The sequence below is a fragment of the Streptomyces sp. NPDC111744 genome (assembly GCF_055634995.1).
Genome location: NZ_JBVKCG010000008.1, coordinates 294354 through 316960 on the forward strand (window position 1 = coordinate 294354; position 22607 = coordinate 316960).

The 22607-nt window shown below is 70.2% G+C and carries 28 protein-coding genes and 1 pseudogene; 9 read left to right on the top strand and 20 right to left on the bottom strand.

Annotation, left to right across the window (positions count from 1 at the left end; all coding sequences use genetic code 11):
- Window position 1: 1 nt before the first annotated feature.
- The 4 genes from ACZ7OO_RS20720 to ACZ7OO_RS20735 form a co-directional block, all read right to left on the bottom strand.
- On the bottom strand, window positions 2–2221 hold the full coding sequence (locus ACZ7OO_RS20720; protein ID WP_471506330.1) for a phosphotransferase: 2220 nt from the start codon (window positions 2219–2221) through the stop codon (window positions 2–4).
- 247 nt (window positions 2222–2468) lie between these two features.
- Window positions 2469–3335, bottom strand: coding sequence for a winged helix-turn-helix domain-containing protein (locus tag ACZ7OO_RS20725; RefSeq protein WP_471506332.1), 867 nt, complete (start codon window positions 3333–3335; stop codon window positions 2469–2471).
- A gap of 316 nt (window positions 3336–3651) precedes the next feature.
- Entirely contained in the window at window positions 3652–4365 is a 714-nt protein-coding gene (locus ACZ7OO_RS20730; RefSeq protein ID WP_471506334.1) for an HAD family hydrolase, read from the bottom strand.
- Window positions 4366–4394: 29 nt separating this feature from the next.
- The gene (locus tag ACZ7OO_RS20735) at window positions 4395–5270 is read right to left on the bottom strand and encodes a GntR family transcriptional regulator (RefSeq protein ID WP_471506336.1); all 876 of its coding nucleotides are present in this window, start codon (window positions 5268–5270) and stop codon (window positions 4395–4397) included.
- A gap of 143 nt (window positions 5271–5413) precedes the next feature.
- On the opposite strand from ACZ7OO_RS20735, the gene ACZ7OO_RS20740 reads away from it, so the two are divergent.
- Window positions 5414–5605, top strand: a complete 192-nt coding sequence (locus ACZ7OO_RS20740; protein WP_471506338.1) for a hypothetical protein — start codon at window positions 5414–5416, stop codon at window positions 5603–5605.
- Between the two features lie 27 nt (window positions 5606–5632).
- Here the strand turns inward: ACZ7OO_RS20740 and ACZ7OO_RS20745 are convergent, their stop codons facing one another.
- The 3 genes from ACZ7OO_RS20745 to ACZ7OO_RS20755 form a co-directional block, all read right to left on the bottom strand.
- On the bottom strand, window positions 5633–6547 hold the full coding sequence (locus tag ACZ7OO_RS20745) for a winged helix-turn-helix domain-containing protein (RefSeq protein ID WP_471506340.1): 915 nt from the start codon (window positions 6545–6547) through the stop codon (window positions 5633–5635).
- Between the two features lie 364 nt (window positions 6548–6911).
- Window positions 6912–8156, bottom strand: a complete 1245-nt coding sequence (locus ACZ7OO_RS20750) for a GNAT family N-acetyltransferase (RefSeq protein ID WP_471506342.1) — start codon at window positions 8154–8156, stop codon at window positions 6912–6914.
- A 133-nt stretch (window positions 8157–8289) separates the two neighbouring features.
- The gene (locus ACZ7OO_RS20755; RefSeq protein ID WP_471506344.1) at window positions 8290–8883 is read right to left on the bottom strand and encodes an RsiG family protein; all 594 of its coding nucleotides are present in this window, start codon (window positions 8881–8883) and stop codon (window positions 8290–8292) included.
- Window positions 8884–9041: 158 nt separating this feature from the next.
- On the opposite strand from ACZ7OO_RS20755, the gene dtd reads away from it, so the two are divergent.
- Window positions 9042–9467, top strand: a complete 426-nt coding sequence (dtd, locus tag ACZ7OO_RS20760; protein ID WP_358918613.1) for a D-aminoacyl-tRNA deacylase — start codon at window positions 9042–9044, stop codon at window positions 9465–9467.
- Here the strand turns inward: dtd and ACZ7OO_RS20765 are convergent.
- From ACZ7OO_RS20765 to ACZ7OO_RS20785, 5 genes are all read right to left on the bottom strand, one after another.
- Window positions 9445–10254 (bottom strand): hypothetical protein, encoded by an 810-nt coding sequence (locus tag ACZ7OO_RS20765; RefSeq protein WP_471506346.1) that lies wholly within the window; start codon window positions 10252–10254, stop codon window positions 9445–9447. The two genes, dtd and ACZ7OO_RS20765, sit on opposite strands and share 23 nt — an antisense overlap.
- A 140-nt stretch (window positions 10255–10394) precedes the next feature.
- On the bottom strand, window positions 10395–11360 hold the full coding sequence (ygfZ, locus tag ACZ7OO_RS20770) for a CAF17-like 4Fe-4S cluster assembly/insertion protein YgfZ (protein ID WP_471506348.1): 966 nt from the start codon (window positions 11358–11360) through the stop codon (window positions 10395–10397).
- A gap of 10 nt (window positions 11361–11370) precedes the next feature.
- Entirely contained in the window at window positions 11371–11832 is a 462-nt protein-coding gene (locus ACZ7OO_RS20775) for a Fur family transcriptional regulator (RefSeq protein ID WP_471506350.1), read from the bottom strand.
- Between the two features lie 29 nt (window positions 11833–11861).
- The gene (locus ACZ7OO_RS20780; protein ID WP_471506352.1) at window positions 11862–12437 is read right to left on the bottom strand and encodes a heme-binding beta-barrel domain-containing protein; all 576 of its coding nucleotides are present in this window, start codon (window positions 12435–12437) and stop codon (window positions 11862–11864) included.
- Between the two features lie 310 nt (window positions 12438–12747).
- Window positions 12748–12957, bottom strand: a complete 210-nt coding sequence (locus ACZ7OO_RS20785) for a hypothetical protein (protein ID WP_471506494.1) — start codon at window positions 12955–12957, stop codon at window positions 12748–12750.
- Between the two features lie 27 nt (window positions 12958–12984).
- Between ACZ7OO_RS20785 and ACZ7OO_RS20790 the strand changes: the two are divergent.
- From ACZ7OO_RS20790 to ACZ7OO_RS20805, 4 genes and pseudogenes are all read left to right on the top strand, one after another.
- Window positions 12985–13659: pseudogene (locus tag ACZ7OO_RS20790) on the top strand (LysR family substrate-binding domain-containing protein); the annotation flags it as partial.
- 63 nt (window positions 13660–13722) lie between these two features.
- Window positions 13723–13971, top strand: a complete 249-nt coding sequence (locus ACZ7OO_RS20795) for an antitoxin MazE7 (RefSeq protein WP_471506354.1) — start codon at window positions 13723–13725, stop codon at window positions 13969–13971.
- 3 nt (window positions 13972–13974) lie between these two features.
- Window positions 13975–14352 carry a toxin Doc gene (locus ACZ7OO_RS20800; protein ID WP_471506356.1) on the top strand — a complete coding sequence of 126 codons (378 nt, stop codon included), beginning with the start codon at window positions 13975–13977 and terminating at the stop codon, window positions 14350–14352.
- Between the two features lie 114 nt (window positions 14353–14466).
- Entirely contained in the window at window positions 14467–15651 is a 1185-nt protein-coding gene (locus ACZ7OO_RS20805) for a serine hydrolase domain-containing protein (RefSeq protein ID WP_471506358.1), read from the top strand.
- On the opposite strand, the gene ACZ7OO_RS20810 is transcribed toward ACZ7OO_RS20805, so the two are convergent.
- A complete protein-coding gene (locus tag ACZ7OO_RS20810) occupies window positions 15629–15988 on the bottom strand; it encodes a DUF5753 domain-containing protein (protein ID WP_471506360.1) in 360 nt (119 codons plus the stop codon). The genes ACZ7OO_RS20805 and ACZ7OO_RS20810 overlap by 23 nt on opposite strands.
- Before the next feature lie 287 nt (window positions 15989–16275).
- Here ACZ7OO_RS20810 and ACZ7OO_RS20815 point away from each other — a divergent pair, with 287 nt between their 5' ends.
- Window positions 16276–16650, top strand: coding sequence for a hypothetical protein (locus ACZ7OO_RS20815; protein ID WP_471506362.1), 375 nt, complete (start codon window positions 16276–16278; stop codon window positions 16648–16650).
- A gap of 170 nt (window positions 16651–16820) precedes the next feature.
- Complete coding sequence (locus ACZ7OO_RS20820; protein WP_471506364.1) at window positions 16821–17183, top strand: DsrE family protein; 363 nt, start codon at window positions 16821–16823, stop codon at window positions 17181–17183.
- Window positions 17184–17191: 8 nt separating this feature from the next.
- Here ACZ7OO_RS20820 and ACZ7OO_RS20825 read toward each other — a convergent pair whose 3' ends face one another.
- Window positions 17192–17593 carry a winged helix-turn-helix transcriptional regulator gene (locus ACZ7OO_RS20825; protein WP_471506366.1) on the bottom strand — a complete coding sequence of 134 codons (402 nt, stop codon included), beginning with the start codon at window positions 17591–17593 and terminating at the stop codon, window positions 17192–17194.
- A 107-nt stretch (window positions 17594–17700) separates the two neighbouring features.
- Here ACZ7OO_RS20825 and ACZ7OO_RS20830 point away from each other — a divergent pair, with 107 nt between their 5' ends.
- Window positions 17701–18546 (top strand): NAD(P)H-binding protein, encoded by an 846-nt coding sequence (locus ACZ7OO_RS20830; RefSeq protein WP_471506368.1) that lies wholly within the window; start codon window positions 17701–17703, stop codon window positions 18544–18546.
- A gap of 19 nt (window positions 18547–18565) precedes the next feature.
- Here ACZ7OO_RS20830 and ACZ7OO_RS20835 read toward each other — a convergent pair whose 3' ends face one another.
- The 6 genes from ACZ7OO_RS20835 to ACZ7OO_RS20860 all read right to left on the bottom strand — a co-directional run bounded on the left by ACZ7OO_RS20835 (window position 18566) and on the right by ACZ7OO_RS20860 (window position 22602).
- On the bottom strand, window positions 18566–18829 hold the full coding sequence (locus ACZ7OO_RS20835; RefSeq protein WP_351328377.1) for a DUF3099 domain-containing protein: 264 nt from the start codon (window positions 18827–18829) through the stop codon (window positions 18566–18568).
- A 92-nt stretch (window positions 18830–18921) separates the two neighbouring features.
- Window positions 18922–19209, bottom strand: a complete 288-nt coding sequence (locus ACZ7OO_RS20840; protein WP_010351646.1) for a DUF1416 domain-containing protein — start codon at window positions 19207–19209, stop codon at window positions 18922–18924.
- A 51-nt stretch (window positions 19210–19260) separates the two neighbouring features.
- Complete coding sequence (locus ACZ7OO_RS20845) at window positions 19261–20100, bottom strand: sulfurtransferase (RefSeq protein WP_471506370.1); 840 nt, start codon at window positions 20098–20100, stop codon at window positions 19261–19263.
- A gap of 121 nt (window positions 20101–20221) precedes the next feature.
- The gene (locus ACZ7OO_RS20850) at window positions 20222–20302 is read right to left on the bottom strand and encodes an Ms5788A family Cys-rich leader peptide (RefSeq protein WP_350751515.1); all 81 of its coding nucleotides are present in this window, start codon (window positions 20300–20302) and stop codon (window positions 20222–20224) included.
- A 266-nt stretch (window positions 20303–20568) separates the two neighbouring features.
- Window positions 20569–21309: an LmeA family phospholipid-binding protein gene (locus ACZ7OO_RS20855; protein WP_471506372.1), complete on the bottom strand. Its 741-nt coding sequence runs from the start codon at window positions 21307–21309 to the stop codon at window positions 20569–20571.
- A gap of 165 nt (window positions 21310–21474) precedes the next feature.
- Window positions 21475–22602 carry a hypothetical protein gene (locus tag ACZ7OO_RS20860; protein ID WP_471506374.1) on the bottom strand — a complete coding sequence of 376 codons (1128 nt, stop codon included), beginning with the start codon at window positions 22600–22602 and terminating at the stop codon, window positions 21475–21477.
- Window positions 22603–22607 lie beyond the last annotated feature (5 nt).

Below are 22607 nucleotides of genomic sequence, written 5' to 3' on the forward strand. Positions count from 1 at the left end.
GTCAGGCGAGGGCGCGGGTGAGGTAGGGGTTGGCCCGGTGGCGGACCGTGAGCCCCAGGGAGGCGGTGGCCGCGGCCAGGGTCATGGTGTACGTGTCCACGGCACGGCGCACGTTCGGCGCGTCCAGGCCCGCGCCGGTGACCAGGCGGTCCAGGTCGACGTAGGCCGAGCGGACGATCTCGGTCCACCGGTACACGCGCCAGTCACGCTGCCAGTCCACGGTGAACCTGTCGGGCAGCAGGCGCTCCCAGCGGCGGAACATCCGGTCCCGGATCTCCGGCCGGGTCGGCGTCAGATGCATGTGCCGGACCAGGTCGTACAGCGGGTCGCCGACCAGGGCCATCTCCCAGTCGATGATGGTCAGGGCGAGCGCGTCGTCGCGGCGGACCAGGTTCCAGGGGTTGAGGTCGCCGTGCAGCAGGGCGGGCGCTCGGGAACTGACCCGGTGCCGGCCGAGGATCTCGCGCAGCCGGGCGGCGTCGGGCAGGCCGAGGAAGCGGGCCAGTTGCTGGGACTCCTTGGGGAGTCCGGCGACGAGGACGAAGAGCTGGTCGCTGAGCCACTCGTAGAAGTACGGCTGACACGCGACCGGGTCGACCTCGGTGTAGTCGACCTGAGTGAGCTCGACCAGCTGGTCGACGAGCCGGTCGGCCTCGTGCGGGAGGAGGCCGTTCACGGGGTGGTCGGGTCTGCGGTCGATGTCGGCCGGACCCTCGTAGGTGTGGATGGCGAAGCGGTCCCGGGAGTGCGCGAAGAGGTAGTGGGAGTGGCTCTCCCCGAGGGCCAGGACCCGGGGCGCGGCCACCCGCGCGCGGGAACGCTCGATCGCTCGCAGCACCGCGTGCTCGCTGAGGTAGCTGCGCTCACGGCGCAGCACGTGGGGCACCTTGCGGCGGACCACCACGGGACGTTCGATGCCCGGCACCCGGATCACCGAGTTGAGGTGCGCGGTGCCCTTGAACACCTGGCGGGCCGTTGCCGCACCTTCGAGGAGCAGGGCGTCGGACACCGCGTGGTACGGGAAGTCGGGGTGCTCCGGGACCCGCCGGTCCGGCTTCCACTCGATGACACCGGTGATCCGGCCGCGCCGGGTACCGTCGGCGGCCGGGGACGTCGCCCAGCGGGCGAGGATCCGCTCGATCTCCCGGTCGCCGGGCACCGTGCGCAGCCGCAGCGGTTCGGCACCCGCCGTCAGCGCGCGGCGGACGGCCGCGGTCGCCCGGTCCAGGCTCTGCTGGTCGAGTGACGCCTCCAGGGACTGCGCGGCCCGCATCACGTCGGGGTAGACGGACTGCGCCCGCTCGAAGTCCACGTAGTGCCGTAGGTCCTTGGCCGTCCCGTGCACGGCGGCGGGCCGTACCGCCTGCATGGCCGCGGCCCACGCGTCGACGGCCTCGTCCCACTGGTGGTCCGGGTACCGCATCCGGACCAGGTGGGTGGCGAGGTCGTGCAGGGGGTCGCCGTAGCTCGCCAGCTCCCAGTCGACGCAGATGAGGGGCGCGGGACCGTCGTACGACATGATCAGGTTGTCGCGGTGCAGATCGGCGTGGAGCAGGCTGTACGGACGCCGGGCCATCCAGGGCACCCGGTCCGCGAACCGGAGCAGGGCGTCCTCGGGAATGCCCAGGGCCGCGAACAGCCCCCCGAACGCGGGCCAGTTGGCCTCGCGGATCTGGATGTCGGCCATCCGGGCCAGGGTCCGCAGGAACCCCTGGCTGTCCGCATGGTTCCGGGGCCAGATCGACGGCAGCGGCGGCAGCGCGGCGCCACGGACCTGGGTCATCTGGGCGAACAGCTCCACCAGGTCCTTCAGCAGCAGGTGATCCACCGGCTTGTCGTCCGGGCAGACGGCGGAGAGCGGAACTCCTTCCACATAGCTGTGGATGGTGAAGCGGTTCCCCTCGAACAGGCACGCCGGAACGTTGGGCAGCACGCCCTGGATCGCCCGCAGGATCGCGGCCTCGTTCTGCCAGGTCCTGATCACCACGGGCAGCGCGTCGGACCTGCGGACTCTGACGGTCACGGCGGTACCGGGCTCGCGGCCCAGGTGCCGGGCCATCGGCTCGGTCAGCGGCAGGACGTAGTTCTGGTTGTGGAAGCCGCTGCTCGCCCGCCCCCGGGTCGCCGCGTCCCGCAGAAACGCGTCGTACTCGTCGGCGGGCAGAGGTCTGCCGGTGTCTCCCCCGCTCACGAGGTCAGGGGGGACAGGCGGTACACCCACTGGCCGCTCCGGGGTCGTGCGCGCGAGATCGCGAGGAATGGGGCAGGGAAACGGTAATGCCAGATGACGCGCGACACGACTGGAGGCCCGGCCGAGTGACCCCGTCGGGTGGTGGGCACTCGTCTGCCGGTCTGCGGTCGGCCCAGGCCGGCTCTTTCGCCGTACCTCGACACACGCGCACTGATACGCGTGAACCCGAGCTGTTGCTCAGACGGTTGGCCGCATGCTAGCGCACGGCGGCCCGGGGTCAGACGGCGAGCAGGTCCCACACCGAGTTGAACCACCTGGTCGTGTTGGCGACGAAGACCGAACCGGGTGACTTCGGGTCCGAGTCGCTGACATGGTGGGTGAGGGTGGCGCCGAAGCCCAGGACGTCCACGGCCTCCACCTCCGTCCCGTCCGCCAGGATCACCGTCCGCAGGATCGGCTCGTAGAAGCCGTGCAGCACCTCGTCGTGGTTGATGACATACAGCTTGAAGGTCGGGGTGAGGTCGGCGCGGCGGACCTCCAGCCGTACGTCCGGCACCAGGTTCTCGGTGTGGAGCTGGTCGAGGACCGTGCGCAGGGACGTGGTGTGGGCCTCGGTGATGGCGCGCAGCCGGGCCGGCAGGCGCGGGTCTTCCTTGTTGTCCTTCGCCCGGGGATACGGCATGTTCTGCGTCTCGGCCGGTAGCAGCATCCGCAGGTGGATCCGCCGGGGCGAGATGTCGCCGGCCCGGATCCGCTCGGCCTGGATACGGATGTGGGCGTCCAGGCTCTCCGAGGTCAGGGTGGAGATGTCCAGGGTGACGTCGTCCCGCTCGAATGCCTCGCCGATCAGCGGCCCCAGCGTCATCGGGTGGTGCCGGGACCGGCTGGCCCGGGGTGCCGAGGACTGTATGTGCTGCCGCATGACGACCTTGGAGCGCTTGCCCCGGCCGCCTTCGATCCATCCCTCGCTGCCCAGTTCGCGCAGGGCCCGCTGCACGGTGTCACGGGAGACGCCGAACTCCTGCGCGAGCGTCTCCTGGGACGGCAGGAAGGAGTCCAGCGGATAGCCGCCGTCGGAGAGCCGGACCCGGAGCTCCTCCGAGACCCGCTGGAACGCGCCGCCGTCTTTCGTCCGCTTGGTCACATGCCGTAGGTACCTCGTGCGGGTCACCGACAAACAACTTCCAGTCATACAACCGGCCAGTCACCTTCCGGGTTACTGGATCTAGTTGCCTGGGCATCCCTGCAATAAGCAGTCAACTTCTCAGTCAACTCGGCAACTTGAGAGGTTGACTGACGGCTGCGGGGCCAAGGGGGGTGGAAGGCCATGACCATCCAGATACTCGGGATCGCCGTACAGATCGACGACCTGAGTCAACTGGCCTTCTGGACAACGGGTGTACTGGCGTCCCTGGTTGCATGGATCCGCAGACGCCGGCAGCAGGCCCGCGAACGGGCGGCTAGTCCCGCAGTATCGCCAGCAGAGGCTTCAGCGAGCCCACGACGCACGCCGCCCCGGCCTCGGTCAAAAGCTTGGCTTTCCGTTCGTTACGCGCGTAGCCCAGGAACGGCACCCCGGCCCTGCGGGCCGCCTCGAGGTCCGAGGGGGAGTCGCCGATCATCAGGGCCGCGTCGGGGGCGGCGCCCATCGCGTTGAGGGCGCGGTTGAGGCAGTGCGGGTCGGGCTTGAGGTGCTGGAGTTCCTCGGTGCGGCCGTAGATGTGCGGGTGGAAGCAGGAGATGAGCTCGCGCTCCTCCAGATAGGCGCGAACCACCCGCGGGGAGTTGTTGCTGGTGATCGCCATGCGGGCGCCGCGCGCCCGCCAGGTCTGTATGAGGATGTCCGCGTACGCCGTGGGCATCGCGGTCGCCGTGGCCCTCAGCTCCTCCTTGGTGAGACGTTCCTCCAACTCGGCGACCAGGTCACTGCCACGGTGCCGACGGTCCACCGCGCGCAGCACGAGATGCGGGTCGAGGGAGTCGCGCTCGGTGTCGGTCACCAGGCCGCGCAGGCCCCGGCCGGCCAGCCACTGCACCAGGTCGTCGGCCACCCGCGCCGCCGAGTGGCCCGCGAACAGGCGGCAGATCGGTCCGTCGAAGTCCCACAGGACCACTCGGGCACGAGTGATCAGATCCCGTAGCCTCTCGGTCTCGTGCGCCGTCTCTTCCGTCACCGGTTCCGTCTGCGTCGTATCAGAAGTCACTAGGAGAGTGTCAGGTCCGTGGTGATGGTTTCCCAGAGGGCGTCGAACCACTTCTGCGATTGCTCCACGAACGCGGCGTCCCGGTGACCTGCCCGCTTCTCGAAGGAGAAGAGCAGGGACTCGGAACCGACGGCGTCGTACATGTCCAGCGGTCCGCTGTCGGTGAGCTCCTCGCGGCGCGTGACCATGTAGTACCCGAACAGCGCCTCCGCGCCGTTGAGCAGATACAGCTTGGCCGGCGGGGTGAACGGCAGGGCCCGGAAGGTGACGCTCACGTCGATCTTGTGGGTGGAGCGCAGGGACTGGAGGTTGTAGCGGAGGACCTGGCCCTGGGCGTTGCGCATCTCGAGCCAGCGGCGGTGCACCACGTCGTCGTTGCCCTCGACCGGAACCGGGAAGGCGAGGTTGATGTCGCGGCCGGGGAGCAGCACGCGGACGTCGATGCTCTCGGGGCGGATCCGGCCCTCGTGGATCAGGCGCAGAGGCTCGGCGAGCGCCGGCAGCAGGCTCTGGGCGGTGAGGCACGCGGCGTCGATACGGACGTGCGGGGCGGCGAACGCCTCCGTCATACGGGGGCCGAGGCCGACCATCGTGGGCTGGGGCTCGTCATGGGGCCGTGGGCCCGGCTCGGCGATGCGGGGTGGACTGCCCTTGCTGACGTTGCTGAGAAGACCGTCGTCCTGCAGCGCCCGCACGGCCTGGCGTACGGTACCCCGTTCCACGCCGAACTCCTCGGCCAACTCGGCCTGCGTGGGCAGCCGGTCGCCCGCCTTGAGGTCGCCCTTGCGGATGCGTTCCCGCAGGGTGTCGGCGATCTCCCGGGGCGTGAGCCTGCTTGCGCCGTTCACTGCCACGTTCTCCTGAGTCACGACCAAACGCTACAACTCCAAGTTATTTGGCGGGAGTTGTTTGAAAGTTGTTTATAAGTCTCAACCAACTGGGGACAACTTAAGCATAGTTGGTAACCAACTTGGTTGAGTTGGTGGAAGCTTTGCTTCCCGACGATGGGGGAACCGCCATGCCTGCCGCCCTCGCACTTCTCTCCGCCGCCTTCGTCTTCGGCTTCGAACAGATCATCCAGTCCAGGTACGGTGCCACTGGCATTATCGGTCTGCTCCTGCTCACCGTGGGAATCAAGGCCAAGAGCCCGGCGGTCAGCTCCGTCGGCGCGGTCCTGCTCGCCCTGCTGCTCACCGGTCCCGCGCTGTGAGGAACACCTCGGTGAGGACCAACAGGACTAAGCCGTCAGCTGCAACTCCGAACTGATCGTCTCCCACAGGGCGTTGAACCACAGCGTGGACTGCTCCACGAACGTGGTGTCCCGCAGCCCCGCGCCCTGCTCGAACGCGAAGAGCATCGACCGCGTGCCCTCGGCGTCGTACGTCTGCAGGTGCTCGTGGCCGATCTCCCGCTCGTGGCGCCCCAGCGTGTAGTACGCGAACAACGCCTCCACCCCGTTGAGCAGGTACAGCTTGACCGGCGGGGTGAACGGCAGGGCCCGGAAGGTGACCCGCACGTCGATGCCGTGGGTGGCGCGCAGTGCCAGCAGGTTGTGCCGGAGCACCTGGCCCTGGGCGTTGCGCTGGGCCAGCCAGCGGTTGTGCACCGCGTCCTCGGCCGAGGCGTCCAGCGCCGTCGGGAACGCGAGGTCGATGTTCCGGCTCGGCAGCAGCACCCGGACGTCGATCTTGGCCGGTTCCAGGCGCCCCGCGTGGATGAGCCGGAGCGGTTCGCCGAGCGCGAGGTTGAGGGAGACCGAGGTCAGACAGAGCGCGTCGATCTCCACCTGCGGGGCCGCGAAGGCCACCTCTATCCGTGAGGCGAGGGCCACCGTGGTGGGCTGGGGCTCGGCCTCCCGGCCCACGGCGAGCCGCAACGGGCCCGGATCAGGGGCGACCGTCGCCGGCGCGCCCTTCGATACGTTGGTGAGAAGGTGCTCCGACTGAAGGATGCGCAGCGCCTGCCGTACGGCCCCCCGCTCGACACCGAACTCGTCGGCCAGCTTGGCCTGTGTGGGCATGCGCTGGCCCGGCCGCAGCACCCCTGACCTGATCCGGGTGCGCAGCGCGTCGGCCACCGCGTGGTGTGACGCCTGAGGCCGATGTGACCTCTCCCGTCCATTGGCGGAGGCGTGTTCCGCGTCCACGGACAAACAGTACAACTTCCCGCCATCTTTCGGCAGTTCACGGGAAGGTGGTTATGAGTCGCTTCCAAGCGGAGATAAGTAGAGTGGAGTTGGCCACCAACTTCTGCAAGATGGTCACACTTCCCCGGCGGTTGGCCGACAGGGTTCCCTTCCGGAGGGGAGCCGGGAGCCCGGTCAACCAGGGCGGCCGCCGAGGCGCGCACGACCACCGCACAGCACCTGAGCACAGTCACAACTGAACACCGACAACTGAATACCCACCAACTGAACACAGGCAGATCCGCACAGCCACAACTTCACAGCTCGCTACGGATGAGCACATCTGGACAAGGTGATTCAGGCACCGCCGCCGGAAGGAAGGGAGACCATCTCAGAAGATGTCCGGGCACCAAGGACGCCCGGACGTGCGCAACAGGGCGTCGGCCTTCCGGACGGCGCCCACTCGCGCTTCCTGGACCCGGCCGAGGGCGTGCAACCGCGCCACGGACTGGTCACCGAGCCAGACACTGGCCAACTCGGCGATGTCCAGGGTGATTTCAGGGGCGTCGGTGGTCGGGACGCAGGACGTCTGCGCGGGGGAGGTGTCCAGCCGGAACCGCCCGCCGGCCAGCCCCTGCCGGTCCACCACCTCAAGCACCAGCGACCCCGCCGTCTCGTACGTCCGCGCCTGAAGAGCCCGTACGACGTCCAGGATCCGCACCCACAGCCAGTCCGCCTGCGTGACGATCCGCGCGGCGCGCGGGTCGGGCAGGTAGTACGGCAGCAGGTCGTCCGGCGACCGCCAGCCGCTCTTCACCCTGGTGATCCAGTCGATCGAGCACAGGTAGTGCCACAGGGCGCGCTCGGCCGCCGGCGTGGCGCCGAGCAGCCAGTTCACGGTGGCCGTGTCGTCCGGCTGCTTACCGTGCCAGGTGTCGTCCACCTCGTACGCCACCAGCCCCTCGACCTCGCCGTCCGCCGACCGGTACACCGCGTGGAACGGCTCCTTCCAGTCGGTCTCGAAGCGGACCGCGCCGGTGCGCAGCTGCCACCACAGCTCACTGCGGCTGACCGCGCCGGGCGTGCCGCGGCGGATGCGCTCGTGCAGGTCGGGGCCGAGCTTGCGGACGTCGTCGCCGTCGACGAGGTCGATCCGGCCGCCGTCCTCGGGGCCCGACCAGCGGGAGCCCAGACCCGTGCGCCCGACCTCGACCGTCCACTCCGTCAGCGTGGTCGCCGGACCGAAGCCGTAGCGGCCGTAGATCGGGTACTCGGCGGCGATCAGGGTCGCGACCACGTCTCCGCGCTCCTTCGCCGCGGCGAGGTCCTGGCTCATCATGCGGGTGAGCAGGCCGCGGCGGCGGTGGGTGGCGGTGACCGTGACGTTGGAGATGGCGTCGGCGGGGACGCTCGCCCCGCCGACGGTGGTCAGCTCCTGAGCGAAGGAGCGGAACGTTGCCACGCAGCGGGGGCCGTCGAAGGCGCCGAGGAGTCTGCCCGGCACGAACTGCCTGCGGCGGGCTTCGAGTTGGTCTGCCGTGAGGGTGGGCTGTCGCAGGAAACCGGTGTCCAGGGCCCGGTGCCAGTCTGCCAGCTCGGGTTCGGTTATGGGGCGGACTTCGACGGCGTCGGTCATGACAGCACGGTAGGTGCTTGACGGGGGTGGTGCCGATTTATTTTTGGGCGCGGGTGCGTGGGGGCCGGTCGCGCCCACGCGGCGGTGACCGCACGTCGATACAGCCCCGCGCCCCTGAAGGGGCGCTTCAGCCTTATGTCAGCAGATCGTCGACCTGGGCTTCGCCCTCCCGGTATCTGCGGGCGATCTCCCCGCTCGAATCGTCCGCCGTCCGCTGCAGGCCCTGCCTCCGTCGCGACACTGCCTGCTCGTACCGCACCAGCCTGCCCATCGCCGTCGTAAGTTCCGTGTCCGTGCGGGCCTCCAGGTCGGACAGCTCGACCTCGGCCAGCATGTCGGCGGCCAGGCGGCCGTACTCCTCGTTGTGCGGGGTGCCCAGAGTGACATGGCGGGCCGAGGAGCGGTGGCGGGCCGGGCCGTCGGTCAGGATCTCCGGGAGGCGGTCCACGACGGCGGCCGCGCCTGCCGGGGAGCGGCGGGCCAGTTCCGCTCGCAGGATGTCGATACGGCCCTGGAGCAGTCGTCGTACATAGCTGAGGTCGGCCTCGTCGCGCTGCGCGTCCCGGCGCAGGACGCGCAGTTCGGGCAGGCTCAGGCAGGTCAGGTCGTGCTCAGGCGGCTCCGCGGGCAGTGGGATGCCCTCGCCGCGTTGTGCGGGCGGCCGGGGCAGGCTCTGCGCGCTCTGCGTGCCCTGCGTCTTCAGTCGCCCGGTGCTCGGTGTGCTCATACGCCTCTACCGTCCCCTCGACCGGCGTGTGGAAGCATGGTGCCACCCCAAGTGGCCACAATGTGACCGAGTGCCCCCGAACGGCCCTAGATATGGGCTTAAGGATCAATAATGGACCCCCTGCGGGGGCGGTCGGGGCACCGGGCATGATGGTCCGCATGCGAGCGGTGGTTCAGCGGGTGGACGGCGCCAGTGTCGTCGTGGACGGCGAGACGGTCGGCGCGATCGAGGGCGAGGGCCTGTGTGTGCTCGTGGGCGTGACCCACGACGACACGAAGGAGAAGGCGGCCCAACTCGCCCGGAAACTGTGGTCGATCCGGATGCTGGCCGAGGAGAGGTCGTGCAGTGACATCGATGCGCCGTTGCTGGTGATCAGCCAGTTCACGCTGTACGGCGATGCGCGCAAGGGTCGGCGGCCGACATGGAACGCGGCGGCGCCCGGCGATGTCGCCGAGCCGCTGGTGGACGAGGTGGTGGCGCAGTTGCGGGCCCTGGGGGCGACCGTGGCGACCGGGCGGTTCGGGGCGCAGATGCGCGTGTCGCTGACCAACGACGGGCCGTTCACCGTGCTGCTGGAGATGTGAGCAGCTCCCGGCAGTCGCGGGCCAGGCCCGCCATGCCGAGTTCCTCCGCCGCGCCGAGCGCGGTCCTGGCCAGCTCTTGGGCGGTGGCGCGGGCGGCCGGGGAGCCGGTGCGCAGCCGGGCGCGGGCCTCGTCGAGGCGGAGCCGGGCCATCTGGGCCGGACAGCGCTGCGCGAGGCATACGGCACGACCCAGGTGCCCGAGGGCCGTCTCCGGTTCGCCCACGACCAGGGCGAGCAACGCGCTGAAGCGGGCGGCGGGCCCCAGCAGGACGGTGGGCCGGCCGGCCAGGACCAGTTCGTCGCCGTGCGCGTCGAGGAGGGCGCGCAGCGGTGGGACGTACGCGGACAGTTCGCTACCGCGGTCCGTGCGCTCCGCCAGTTCGGCGCAGACCCGGACGACGGCGTAGGCGCGGGCCTGCTCGTCGCCGCCGGCGGCCTCGTAGGCGGCCTGGTAGTGCCGGCCCGCCTCGTACATCTCGCCGAGGAGGTGGCGGGTGTCGCCGCGCCGGATGTGCTGGTCGAACCTGGCGCCGTAGCCACTGGGGCTCGGCCGGGCGGGCGGAGCCGGGCGGTCCGGGCGCGGCCGCCGTACGGGCTGGTCGCCCCTGTCCCGTCTCCCGTCGCGTCTCGTGCTGTTCGGGTACGGGCGGCAGCAGGGCGAGCAGGGCGCCGTCGGCCCGCAGCGCGGCGTCGTAGCGCTCGGCCAGCAGGCCAGCTCGGCGAGGGAGAGTTCGGCGGCCTCCCGGCGCACGCGCAGCGCCTCGGCGAACTCCTCCTGCGGTGTCAAGGCGCCTCCCCCCGAGGGCACGCCGCTCAACGGGTCGAACACGTGCACACCGTGTTCAAGTGGTCGCCCGACGTTGCCAATTATGGGGTGTCAACGGCATATCCGCAGGGTGCTTCCGGGATCCTCGGGATCCCGGGTTCCTACGGTTCGACGATCACTTCCTGTGCCGCCGCCGTGTCGCCCGCGACCAGCCGGGCGTCCAGCGGGATGTTGCGCTTGACCAGTGCCAGGGCCACCGGACCCAGTTCGTGGTGGCGTGCCGACGTGGTCACGAAGCCGACCCGGCGGCCTTCCTCGCCGTCGTCCGCCAGCCGGATCTCCGTGCCGTGCGGCGGCAGGTGCACCTCGCTGCCGTCCAGGTGGAGGAAGACCAGGCGGCGGGGCGGCTTACCGAGGTTCTGCACCCGGGCCACGGTCTCCTGGCCCCGGTAGCAGCCCTTCTGCAGATGCACCGCCGTGCCGATCCAGCCCAGCTCGTGCGGGATGGTGCGGTGGTCGGTCTCGAAGCCGAGCCGGGGTTGGTGGTGCTCCACCCGGAGGGCCTCGTACGCCAGGAGCCCGGCGGCGGGGCCCGCCTTCTCCGCGTACGACTCCAGTTCGGCGCGGGGCAGGAAGAGATCACGGCCGTACGCCGTCTCGCGTACGACGGCACCGTCCGGGGGCTCGGCGATCGAGCCGGCGGGCAGGTGCACGACCGCGAAGTCGCCCGTGCGGTCGGCGACTTCCACCCGGTAGAAGAACTTCATCGACTCCAGGTAGGCGATCAGCGCCTCGGAGGTGCCGGGCTCCACATGGGCCCAGACCGTCGTACCGTCGTCGACCAGGTACAGCGCGTGCTCGATGTGGCCGTGCGCGGAGAGGACCAGCGCTTCGGTGGCCTCGCCGACGGGCAGCTCGCTGACGTGCTGGGTGAGCAGGAGGTGAAGCCAGCCGAGACGGTCCTCGCCGGTGACGGTGACGACACCGCGGTGCGAGAGATCCACGAAACCGGCGCCGTCGGCGAGGGCGCGCTGCTCCCGGAACAGGTCGCCGTAGTGGGCGGCGACGCCTTCGTCCACGCCCTCGGCGGGCACGGCGCCGGGCAGGGTCAGCAAGGGGCTCTTCATATGCGTAAGCCTACGACTCGGTAATTGAAGTCTGGACGGCTGCGGCGTTGGTTCTCTTGCGCGCGCAGTCCTCGCAGCGGCCGAAGATCGCGAAGTGCTTCATGTCGGTCTCGAAGCCGAACTCCCGCCGCAGCTTCGCGGTGAACTCCGCGGCCACCGCCACATCCGCCTCGATCACGTTCTCGCAGTCGCGGCAGACCAGGTGGATGTGGTGGTGCCGGTCGGCGAGGTGGTACGTCGGCGCCCCGTGCCCGAGGTGGGCATGGCTGACCAGCCCCAGCTCCTCCAGGAGCTCCAGGGTCCGGTAGACCGTCGAGATGTTGACCCCCGACGCGGTCTTCCTCACCTCACCGAGGATGTCGTCGGGGGTCGCGTGCTCCAGGGTGTCCACGGCTTCGAGCACGAGTTGCCGCTGCGGCGTCAGCCGGTAGCCGCGCTGCCTGAGGTCACTCTTCCAGTCGGTGCTCACCACACCGAAAGTCTAGAACTACTCGGCGGCGACTACTTGAAGAAGGCGATGCCGTCGTCCGGCATATCGGCGGGGAGGGCCTTGGCCCAGCGCTCGACGTCCTCCGGGGTGACGACCTTCTTCAGGTGGGCGGACATGTACGGACGCAGCTCGACCTCGGGGGTCTGCTTCTCCCCCACCCACATCAGGTCGCTCTTGACGTAGCCGTACAGGCGCTTGCCACCGGTGTACGGGGCGGAGGAGGCGGTGCGGGCCACGGCGTCCGTGACCAGGTCGATCTGCGGCTTCTGGTCGGCCATCTCGCCGTACCAGATCTCGATCACGCCGTCGTCGCGGGTCATCGTGACCTCGACCTTGCGGTGGGCGTCGATGCGCCAGAAGCCGTGCTCGGTCTCCAGCGGGCGGACCTTGTTCCCGTCGTTGTCCAGCACCCAGGTCTGGGAGTGGTACTCCAGGAAGTCACGCCCGTCGTGAGTGAAGGTGACCTCCTGGCCGAAGTTGCACTTCTCCGAGCCCGGGAAGTCGTGGACGCCCGCGCCGGCCCAGCTGCCCAGCAGGAAGGCGAGCGGTACCAGGTCCTTGTGCAGGTCGGACGGAATCTCGATCATGACGGCGGTTCCTAGAGGGTGTGGATCAGCGCTGGCCCTGGTAAAGCTTCTTCACGGTCAGCCCGGCGAAGGCGATGACGCCGACGCAGACCAGGACCAGCAGGGTTTCGAAGAAGATCTCCACGGGTGCTCCTTGAGCGAGGGTTGGCGTACGTACAAGAGCCGGGCCCCAGCTTACGCGGCCGGGGCCCGGGGCTCTTGGCGAGGTGTGCCCGGGTGGGGTCAGGCCAGCGGCTCGCTCTGCAGGGTGACCGTCGGTCGAGTTCGTACTGGTCGCCGTCGCGCAGTGCGTAGGCCGGCGACGAGTAGCTCATGGGCTGGTGATTGCGCAGTTGTGCGCGACGGACGGCTGGGAGAGGGGCGGCAGGACGGTGGGCTCGCGATCGGCCTGCACGAGGTAGCCGACGCAGGTGCCGGCGACGACGCCGAGTACGGCGGCGGTGGCGATCAGTACGCCGGTACGGCGGCGTCTTCCCGGTCTGTCGGGTGGTGTCTCTGGCGGTGTTTCCGGCGCGTCCAACGGGTCCGCCTGGGGAAACAGGAGCGCGGAGCCGTGCTTCTCGACGAGGCCCGCGGGCTCCTCGACCGGGCCGACAGGCTGCGCGTACGGGTCGCCACGGCGGCGGGTGCCACCACGCTCACCGTCGGCCTCCTCGGCGACAGCACGGACCCCGGCGTGCGCCGGCTGGCCCGCGCCTATCGCGAACGCCACCCCGGCGTCGGGATCCGGATCCGCGAGACCGACCTCACCGACCCCACCTGCGGACTGCACGCCGGGCTCGTGGACATCGCTCTGACCCGCGCGCCCTTCGACGAAACGGGCTTGATGGTAAGGGAGTTGCGGGCCGACCCGGTGGGTGCGCTGCTCCGCGCCGACGATCCGCTGGCCCGGCGGGAGAGCCTGACGCTGGCCGACCTCGCCGACCGGCGGTGGTTCCGGTTCCCGGAGGGCACGGACGGCCGCTGGCAGTCGTACTGGAACGGCGGGACGGTGCGGGAGGGGCCGGTGGTGCGAGCGGTCCAGGAGTGCCGGCAGGCGGTGCTGTGGAACGGCACGGTGGGCATGACGATGACCGACCACGAGCCGGGCGCCGGGCTCGTGACGGTGCCGGTCGTGGACATGCGGCCGAGCCGGGTGGTGGTGGCGTGGCGGGAGGGCGACACGAGCCCTCTGCTCCGCTCGTTCGTCCGGACAGCGACCGCCGCGTACCGCTCCGCGTGAGGGGGCCTGTCCCGGCGTAAGCGACGGTAGCCAGAATGGTATACCGTGCGGCATACTCGCGGCATGACGGATACCACAGTCAAGATCGACAACGCCACCAGAGACATACTGCGAGAGCTGGCAGACACACAGGGGCTCTCCATCAAGGAGTACCTCGCCCGGTTGGCTGTGGAGCAGCAGCGCGAGCGAGCCCTCGCCACGGCGACCGCCGCCTTCCGCCGCGTGATCAACGAACCCGGCATCCAGGAGGCCTTCGACGCCGAGTTCGGCGGGCTCCCGCCCGTCACCGAAGACACCGGACAGGTGGCCTGACCCTTGGAACTGCACGTCGACTACCGGTGGTTCCTGGATCGCCAGGAAGACATCCTCCACCGCGACCTCACCGTCAACGACCTCTCCATCCTCGTCGGCATGGCGGCTCGCCACCGTGTCAACACCCCACGCCTCGATCACTCCGACCCGGACGCGTACTGGCGGGCCGCGACGTTTCTCGAAGAGATCGTTCTGCTGCGCCCGCTTCCCGCCCGCAACGAGCTGTTCGGATACGGCGTCGCAGTCGCCTACCTGGAAGCCTCCGGGAAACGCGTGGAGACGAAGTTCGAACTGTGGCGCGACCTCATCCATGATATTCGCGCACTACGGCTCGATTCGTACGGCATCGCCGAGCGGCTCCGATCCTGGCGAGCGAGCTGATCAGCCGACAGCGAGGCGACCTCGATGCGGCGCTGATGCCAGGGGGGTAACCCCCACTCCGATCCTGGGGTGCGCCGGATCGCGCCCCAGGAGGGGCAAACCTAGCGTTCAGTCATGATTTCGACTGCGCGAAAGCACCTCGCCATGGCACTCGGTGTCGCTGCTCTGCTCTCCACCGCGACGACCACCGCCACCGCCTCCCCGGTGGGGCGGTTACAGCGGGACACCGACGCGATCCACGCTCTCGGTATCAGCGGTGTGCAGGCCCGCGTGATCGCGCCCGACGGCCGGCAGTCGGTCGCCACCAGCGGCACCGCCGACCTGGACACCGGCCGCCCGGTCGCCGCCGACGGCTACTTCCGCATGGCCAGCACGGCCAAGACGCTGGTCGCCACCGTGGTCCTCCAGCTGGAGGCCGAGGGCAGGCTGTCCCTGGACGACACGGTCGACCACTGGCTGCCGGGAGTCGTCCAGGGGAACGGCAACGACGGCCGCCGGATCACCGTCCGCCAGCTGCTCCAGCACACCAGCGGCATCCACGACGACCTGCCCGGTTACACCACGCCGGAGGAGTACTACCAGCAGCGCCACGACGTCTACGGCCCCGGGCAACTCGTCGCCCGCGCCATGGCCCACGCACCGGACTTCCGGCCCGGCAAGGGCTGGGCGTACTCCAACACCGGATACGTCCTGCTCGCCCTGGTCATCCAGAAGGCCACCGGCCACCCCGCCCACCAGGAGATCGAGGACCGCGTCCTGCGCCCGCTCGGCCTCGACCGGACCCGCTGGCTGGGCACCTCGCCCACCCTCCCCAGGCCTCACGCCCAGGCCTACCAGTACTTCGGCCCCGGCTCCCGGGTGGACGTCACCGACCAGATCCCGGTGGACCCCGAGAACCTCTCCTGGGTCACGACCACCCACGACGAGAACCGCCTCCTCCGCGCACTGCTCTCCGGCCGCCTCCTCCCGGCACGCCAACTGGCCGAGATGAAGCGGACGGTCCCCGTGAACGCCGAGGTCCAGCAGCTGTGGCCCGGCGGCCGGTACGGGCTCGGCCTGGTCGAACGACCCCTGAGCTGCGGCGGAAGCTACTGGAGCCACGAGGGCGGGGACGGCGGCTACATCACCCTCAACGGCGTCACCGAGGACGGCAGGCGCAGCGCGGTGGTCTCCATGTCCGAGGCACGCAGCGACACCCCGGAGCACATCCTGGCCCAGGAGAACGCGGCGAGCCTGCTGATCGACCACGCGTTGTGCGACGGCCGGGCGACGAACGTCAGTGCGGCAGCTGGATCGTGACGTTGAGGCGATGGCTCATCAGCGTCAGGTGCTCCAACTGCCCCTGCCACTCGTCGGGTTCCTGGAGTGACGTGCGCAGCACGGCTTCGGAGAGAAGCGCGCGGAACTGGGGGCAGTCGTCCCGTAGCAGCGCCTCGCGTCGCCCCATCCGAGCCTCGACCTGCGCTCCCAGTTCGTCGCCCTTGAGCCCGCCCTGCCTGAGCAACTCCGTGGCGTACTCGGGAGTTTGCAGCAGGCCCGGAAGGAGGCTCGGCGAGTACTGCCACATACTCACCGCATCGGCCTCCAGCGTCATGTAGTGCCGATACCGTTCCCGGAACTGCGTGGGATCCGCCATCGCCAGCTCCCGTAAGCTCACCCCCTTGTCCGCCCTCAACAACCGCAACTCCTCCGCGAACCGTTGCCTGGGCTCCTGACTACGCTCCGTCACCACCCGCCTCTGCGGCACCGCACCCCTCCCTGGTACGCCATGGAATTTGTGGAATTAGCGCCGCCAGACGGGGAAGAACCGCTCGCCATCGGCGTGCCGACGCCACCTCCGGGCCATGCTCGTAGCAGCCTCGATACCCAGAGTAGTCCAACTCACGCATTTCGTATAGATGTTGGACGAAAGGAGCAAATACCATGGAGCCCGGAACCTTGTTCTACGACACCGCCACCGACCAGGTCGGCGAGTACCGGGACCAGTCGGGGCGGTACGCGATGCTGCGTCCCGTCGGCGGCGGCAGGGAGTGGCAGGCCGACCCGGCGGCGCTACGGCCCGCTACGGACAGAGAGCGGATCAGCGCCGGCGTACGCGCCGCGAACGACCGCAGTACGTGGTCCGTGCCGCCGTCCCCCGACGACCTGAGCCGCCCGCCCCGGCCGGTCCCCGGCTGCGCCGAGTGCGCGGATCTCGGCGACCGCCGTGAGACGGCCCTGGCCGTCCACGACCACAGCGCGGCCACTGACGCGAACGTGCTGCTGCGCCTGCACCAGCGCACGGAGCACCAGCCATGACCCGCCCGCCGGAGTACGCGGCGCGGTGTGTGTCAGGGAGGTGCGGGCACACCCAGGAGACCCGGCACACGAGGTGTGAGACCCGGCACACGAGGTGTCGCCGGATATTCTCGGACTACGCGGGGCTGACACCGGCGTAGGCGGGCGCAGGCCGGGATTACCCTGCACGCATGGCGAAGAAGCTCGTGATCAAGGTGACGGCCGGGGCGGACGCCCCGGAGCGGTGCTCGCAGGCGTTCACGGTGGCGGCGGTGGCCGTGGCCAGTGGCGTCGAGGTGTCGATGTGGCTGACCGGTGAGTCCTCGTGGTTCGCGTTGCCGGGGCGGGCAGCCGAGTTCGAGTTGCCGCATGCCGCTCCGCTGCCGGACCTGGTCGACTCGATCCTGGCGGGTGGCACGCTCACGCTCTGTACGCAGTGCGCGGCACGCCGGGACATCACGGAGAAGGACGTCATCGAGGGCGTACGGATCGCGGGTGCGCAGGTCTTCGTGCAGGAGGCGCTGGCGGACGGGGCGCAGGCGCTCGTGTACTAGACCGCGCCTCAGGGGCGCGGGGATCCCGCCTCGTCGTAGCACTGCCGGGCCGTCTCGACGTGGTCGAGGTGGGCGTCGGCCCACTCGGCGAGGTGGGCGAAGAGCGGGGCGAGAGTGCTGCCGAGGTCGCTGATCTCGTACTCGACGCGCGGCGGCACCTCGGGGTGGTACGTGCGTACCACCAGGCCGTCGCGCTCCAGCTGGCGCAGCCGCTGGGTGAGCACCTTCGGCGTGATGCCCTTGATACGGCGCTCCAGCTGGACGAACCGCTGGCGGCCGAAGGTGTGCAGCGACCAGAGGACCGGTGTGGTCCACCGGCTGAACACGATGTCCACGACCGGGGAGACCGGGCAGGCCAGCTCGGGGTCGGACAGGGCGTCGGGCGCCGGTCGTGATGTCTCGGTCGCCATGAGCCACACCCCTCTGAGGTAGTCACTTTCCTCTAGGTACCTACTATACCGGCACTGTTAGCGTCGCTGTCATCGCGGAAGACCACCGGAAAATACGGGAGTTGAGCATGATCGTGGTGACGGGTGCGACCGGGAACGTGGGCCGGTCGCTGGTGGCGGCGCTGGCGGAGGCCGGGGAGCGTGTGACGGCGGTGTCGCGGGGGATCGCCCCCGTGGACCTGCCGAGCGGTGCCGTCCATGTGCGCGCCGATCTGGCCGAGCCGGCGACTCTGCGGCCCGCGCTCGACGGTGCCGACGCGCTGTTCCTGCACGACGGCGGCACGGGCGGACACGGGCTCGACGCGCGGGCCGTGCTGGCGGTGGCCGTGGACGCCGGGGTGGGGCGGGTGGTGCTGCTCTCCTCGCAGGGTGTGGTGACCAGGCCGGAGTCGCCCTCGCACGGCGGAGCGATGCGGGTGATCGAGGACGCCGTGCGCGGGTCGGGGCCGGCCTGGACGGTCCTCAGGGCCGGCGGCTTCGCGTCCAACGCCTACGCCTGGGCCGAGTCGGTACGCGCCGAGCGGATCGTCGCCGCGCCGTTCGGTGACGTCGGGATCCCGGTGGTCGATCCGGCGGACATCGCGGAGGTCGCCGCCGTGGCCCTGCGCAAGGACGAACACAGGGGCCGGGTATACGAGTTGACCGGGCCGGCGCTCGTCACGCCCCGGCAGCAGGCGGCGGCCATCGGCAAGGCCCTCGGCGAGGCGGTGCGGTTCGTGGAGCTGACCCGGGCCGAGGCGTACGCGCGGATGACCGCGTTCATGCCGGAGCCGGTGGTGGAGACGACGCTAGCCGTCCTCGGCGAGCCCAACGCCGGCGAGCTGCGGCTCAGCCCGGACATCGAGGGCGTTCTCGGGCGTCCGCCCCGGACCTTCGCCGAGTGGGCCCGGCGCAACGTCCAGGCGTTCCGATAGGAGCCGGGGACGTCAGGGGTCAGGACCGGGGGCGCTTCTTCCCGTCCAGCTCGTCCCACCACTCGTCGGACTTGGGGTCGCCGGAGGGGTCGTCCCACCAGCGGTCGTCGGGACCCCTCCGGTTCGCGACCATCGCCGCCACGGGCGGGATCACCATGGCCACCACGCACATCCCCACGGCGGCGGGGACGGACCAGATGCGTACGACTCCCCAGGCCAGGACGAAGAGACCGATGCAGATCCCCATCATGACGAAGTACACGCGACGACGCCGTGCCAGCATGCATCCAGGGTAGGTCCGGTGTCCGGACACGGCGAAGGGCCGCACCTCAGGTCTTCGACCCGCGAGGTGCGGCCCTTGCGCTTGCCTGTCGGTCAGACCGCGATCGCGACCTCGGCCAGGCCGCCCTGCTGGGCGACGACCGTGCGGTCGGCGGTGGCGCCGGGGACGAGGGCACGGACGGTCCAGGTGCCCTCCGCCGCGTAGAAGCGGAACTGTCCGGTGGCGGAGGTGGGGACCTCCGCGGTGAACTCGCCGGTCGAGTCCAGGAGGCGGACGTAGCCCGTCACCGGCTCGCCGTCGCGGGTCACCTGACCCTGGATCGTGGTCTCACCGGGCTTGATCGTCGAGGCGTCCGGGCCGCCGGCCTTCGCTCCACACATGTCGTACTCCTGTTGAGGTCTTGAAAGGTCGGTCTGGGGACTTGCTTGTTCTTACTTGTTGGCGCCGAGCTCGATCGGGACGCCGACGAGGCTGCCGTACTCGGTCCACGAGCCGTCGTAGTTCTTGACGTTCTCGACACCGAGCAGCTCGTGCAGGACGAACCAGGTCAGCGCCGAGCGCTCGCCGATACGGCAGTAGGCGATGGTGTCCCTGGCGAGGTCCACCTGCTCCTCGGCGTAGAGCTCCTTGAGCTCGTCGTCCGACTTGAAGGTGCCGTCGTCGTTGGCGTTCTTCGACCACGGGATGTTGCGGGCGGTCGGGATGTGGCCCGGGCGCTGCGACTGCTCCTGCGGCAGGTGGGCCGGGGCGAGCAGCTTGCCGGAGAACTCGTCGGGCGAACGCACGTCGACCAGGTTCTGCGCGCCGATCGCGGCGACGACGTCGTCACGGAAGGCGCGGATGGCGGTGTTCTGCGGCTTGGCCGTGTAGGTGGTCTCGGGGCGCTCCGGGACCTCCTCGACCAGCTCGCGGGCGTCCAGCTCCCACTTCTTGCGGCCGCCGTCGAGGAGCTTGACGTTCTCGTGGCCGTAGAGCTTGAAGTACCAGTAGGCGTAGGACGCGAACCAGTTGTTGTTGCCGCCGTACAGGATCACCAGCGTGTCGTTGGCGATGCCCTTCGCCGACAGGAGCTTCTCGAAGCCCTCCTGGTCGATGAAGTCGCGGCGGACCGGGTCCTGCAGGTCCTTGGTCCAGTCGATGCGGATCGCGTTGCGGATGTGGTTCTTCTCGTAGGCGGACGTGTCCTCGTCCACCTCCACGATCGCGATGTTCGGGTCGTCCAGGTGGTCCTGGACCCAGTCGGCGTCGACCAGGACGTCGCTGCGGCTCATGCTCTTTCTCCTCCGGGGCAGTTGCGGCGGGGCGTGCGAGTGCGGATGGGTGCGCGCAGGCGCGCACGGAGGCCCTCGGCGTGGGAGGGCAGGGGGGATGCGGAGGCAGGGGCCTCCGCCGTCAGAAGGGGCGACAGAGCATGGCGGCCACGCGGCACAGGTCGACTGCCCGCCGCTTCGTGAGATCCGCCTGACGCTTCATGGGCTCGATCGTAGGGACGGATGACCGGGCATGTCACCGGCATGTCGCATGATGAGACGCGATCGTCCGGATTATGGGATGAGGTGAGGGCGCGAGGCGTGATCGGGCCGCGGCCGCCCCGCTGCGGCCGTCGGCGCATCTACGGTACGGACGGCGCCGTCTCGACTACTGGACGGAGCCCGTCGGCCGTCCCGGCCGCCGGAACCGGCCCTCTCGGCCGTCTCGCCCGATGGACCGGGTCCCCTCGGCCGCCGCCGTGGCGCCTTCTACCCCGCCAGCCTGACGTTCGAACCCTTCACCCCGATCTCCACACCGTCCGCCGCCGCCTGCACCTTGTCCAGCTGGATACCGCCGGGGAGCCGGCTGATCGCCTGCTGGAAGTCGGCGGCCTCCCGGAACCGGTCCTCGACGAGGTTGACCCCGGCGAGCTTGGGGAGGTTGTCGGCGTGGACCTGCACGGTGTTGTCCTTGACGGTGACCGTGCTGAGAACGGGGACCTTCTGGTGGGCGTTGACGCCGGGGACGGTGACGTCGACGGTGACCTTGATCTTGCCGTTGCCGCCGTCGGCGAGACCGACGACCTTGCCGGTGAAGCCGAGGCCGAGGTCGGTGGGCTGGGCGTTCACGTTCTTCAGCAACTCGCTGTAGGAGACGAGCGCGGTGCCGGTGGCTGTCTGCGCGGTGGCGGCGGAGCTGTAGCCGCCGGTGAAGGTGACGCCCTTCATGTCGGCCTTCAGGTCCTCGATACGGATCGTCTTGCCGGCGGTGCCGGTGGTGGCGTCGTACTCCTTGACGCCGACCACCACGTCGTCCAGCGTGCCGCCGGCGACCTGGGTGAGGAACGGGAAGCCCTTGATGGAGACGTCAGGGGTGCTCGCGAGGTCTTCCGTCGTCTTCAGCTTGTCGGCGGCCTGGCCCTCGGCGAAGTGCACGGCGACGCGGTCGACGACCACGAAGAGCACGCCGAGGATGACGACGACGATCAGGAATATTCGCAGGGCGCGCATGTGATGGGTTCCCCCGGGTCGACGGGTCGGCGATTCGGCTGTGCATGCTGTGGACGCTGTGCACGTCGGTGATCTCACGCTAGCCCCGAGGGAGCGGTCCCACCCGGGATTGTCGACCACCTGTGACAGTGGTGGCGGGCCCACGCCCTTGACGGGGCGCCGGCATCAGCGCCCCAGGATCCACACCGCCGGTGCCGCCGCGGCCAGCGGCAGCGCCACGCCCGCCGTGAAGTGGACGAACTTCGACGGGTAGTCGTAGCTCGCCGCCCGGTGCCCGGCCAGCGCGCACACCGCGGCCCCCGCTCCGATCAGCGCGCCCTTGGCGCCCACCCCGGTCATACCGCCCACCGCGATGCCCGCCCCGGCCGCGGCCAGCACCGACACGATCACCGACGCCACCGTCGGCAGGGGCAGCGCCCGTGCCACCACCGCCACCGCGACCGCCGCCGCGCCCACCGACGCCGCGTCCGGGTCCGCGCCCAGGAAGCCCGTCGCGATGATCGCCAGTGCGGAGGAGGCGACCGTTGCCATCAGGCCGTACATACGGGTGTCGGGGTCCGCGTGCGAGCGGAGCTGGAGGACCAGGGACAGCAGGACCCAGATGCCCAGCGGGCCGAGGATCGCCGCCGGGGCCTGGTCGCGGCCCGCCACCAGTACCGCCGCGTCCGCCGCCAGCGCGCCCAGGAAGGCGAGGGCGATGCCCTGCCGGGCGGGCCACATGCCGTTCAGCCGGAACCAGCCCGCCGCCGTCACCGCCTGGAGGATCACCAGGGGGACCACCAGGGCGTACGACGACACCGGGGCCGCCACCGCCAGCAGCAGACCCAGCAGGCCGGTCAGCAGGGCCGGCTGCATCCCCGGCTCGATGATCGGCGAGCGGCCTTCGAGGCGGGCCCGCTGCGCGTCGGTGATGCGCGCGTTGCCTGCGAGGGTGGCGGGACCGTAGCCGGTGCCGGGCTCAGCGGGGCCGGGGGCAGGCGCGGGGGCCGGGGGCGGGGTGTGCGTCGGCTGCGGTGCCTGCTGCGGCTGCTGTCCGTACATCGGCTGCTGCTGTGACGATGCGTACGGCTGCGGGGGCTGCGGCTGCTGGGGCTGCTGGGGCTGCTGGGGCATGTACGCCGTCTCCCCGGCCGGCGCCTGCGGCTGCGCCGCCTGCACGGGCGCTTGCGTCTGCGTCTCCCAGGTCTGCCCCTGCCACTGCTGCGTGGCGTACTGCTGCTCCTCGTAGCCCCACTGCGGCTGGGCGGGGGGCTGCTGGTACGGGTCGTAGCCCTCGTACGGCTGGTTGGTCATAGGTC

Excerpts from the sequence above, each read along its gene's own strand:
- ACZ7OO_RS20750 (WP_471506342.1), bottom strand. The coding sequence starts at position 8,156 with ATGACCGACGCCGTCGAAGTCCGCCCCATAACCGAACCCGAGCTGGCA.
- ACZ7OO_RS20780 (WP_471506352.1), bottom strand. The coding sequence starts at position 12,437 with ATGATCGAGATTCCGTCCGACCTGCACAAGGACCTGGTACCGCTCGCC.
- ACZ7OO_RS20740 (WP_471506338.1), top strand. The coding sequence starts at position 5,414 with ATGCCTGCCGCCCTCGCACTTCTCTCCGCCGCCTTCGTCTTCGGCTTC.
- ACZ7OO_RS20815 (WP_471506362.1), top strand. The coding sequence starts at position 16,276 with ATGGAGCCCGGAACCTTGTTCTACGACACCGCCACCGACCAGGTCGGC.
- ACZ7OO_RS20840 (WP_010351646.1), bottom strand. The coding sequence starts at position 19,209 with ATGTGTGGAGCGAAGGCCGGCGGCCCGGACGCCTCGACGATCAAGCCC.
- ACZ7OO_RS20860 (WP_471506374.1), bottom strand. The coding sequence starts at position 22,602 with ATGACCAACCAGCCGTACGAGGGCTACGACCCGTACCAGCAGCCCCCC.
- ACZ7OO_RS20835 (WP_351328377.1), bottom strand. The coding sequence starts at position 18,829 with ATGCTGGCACGGCGTCGTCGCGTGTACTTCGTCATGATGGGGATCTGC.
- ACZ7OO_RS20805 (WP_471506358.1), top strand. The coding sequence starts at position 14,467 with ATGATTTCGACTGCGCGAAAGCACCTCGCCATGGCACTCGGTGTCGCT.
- dtd (WP_358918613.1), top strand. The coding sequence starts at position 9,042 with ATGCGAGCGGTGGTTCAGCGGGTGGACGGCGCCAGTGTCGTCGTGGAC.
- ACZ7OO_RS20755 (WP_471506344.1), bottom strand. The coding sequence starts at position 8,883 with ATGAGCACACCGAGCACCGGGCGACTGAAGACGCAGGGCACGCAGAGC.
- ygfZ (WP_471506348.1), bottom strand. The coding sequence starts at position 11,360 with ATGAAGAGCCCCTTGCTGACCCTGCCCGGCGCCGTGCCCGCCGAGGGC.
- ACZ7OO_RS20850 (WP_350751515.1), bottom strand. The coding sequence starts at position 20,302 with ATGAAGCGTCAGGCGGATCTCACGAAGCGGCGGGCAGTCGACCTGTGC.
- ACZ7OO_RS20810 (WP_471506360.1), bottom strand. The coding sequence starts at position 15,988 with ATGGCGGATCCCACGCAGTTCCGGGAACGGTATCGGCACTACATGACG.
- ACZ7OO_RS20825 (WP_471506366.1), bottom strand. The coding sequence starts at position 17,593 with ATGGCGACCGAGACATCACGACCGGCGCCCGACGCCCTGTCCGACCCC.
- ACZ7OO_RS20820 (WP_471506364.1), top strand. The coding sequence starts at position 16,821 with ATGGCGAAGAAGCTCGTGATCAAGGTGACGGCCGGGGCGGACGCCCCG.
- ACZ7OO_RS20830 (WP_471506368.1), top strand. The coding sequence starts at position 17,701 with ATGATCGTGGTGACGGGTGCGACCGGGAACGTGGGCCGGTCGCTGGTG.
- ACZ7OO_RS20845 (WP_471506370.1), bottom strand. The coding sequence starts at position 20,100 with ATGAGCCGCAGCGACGTCCTGGTCGACGCCGACTGGGTCCAGGACCAC.
- ACZ7OO_RS20855 (WP_471506372.1), bottom strand. The coding sequence starts at position 21,309 with ATGCGCGCCCTGCGAATATTCCTGATCGTCGTCGTCATCCTCGGCGTG.
- ACZ7OO_RS20795 (WP_471506354.1), top strand. The coding sequence starts at position 13,723 with ATGACGGATACCACAGTCAAGATCGACAACGCCACCAGAGACATACTG.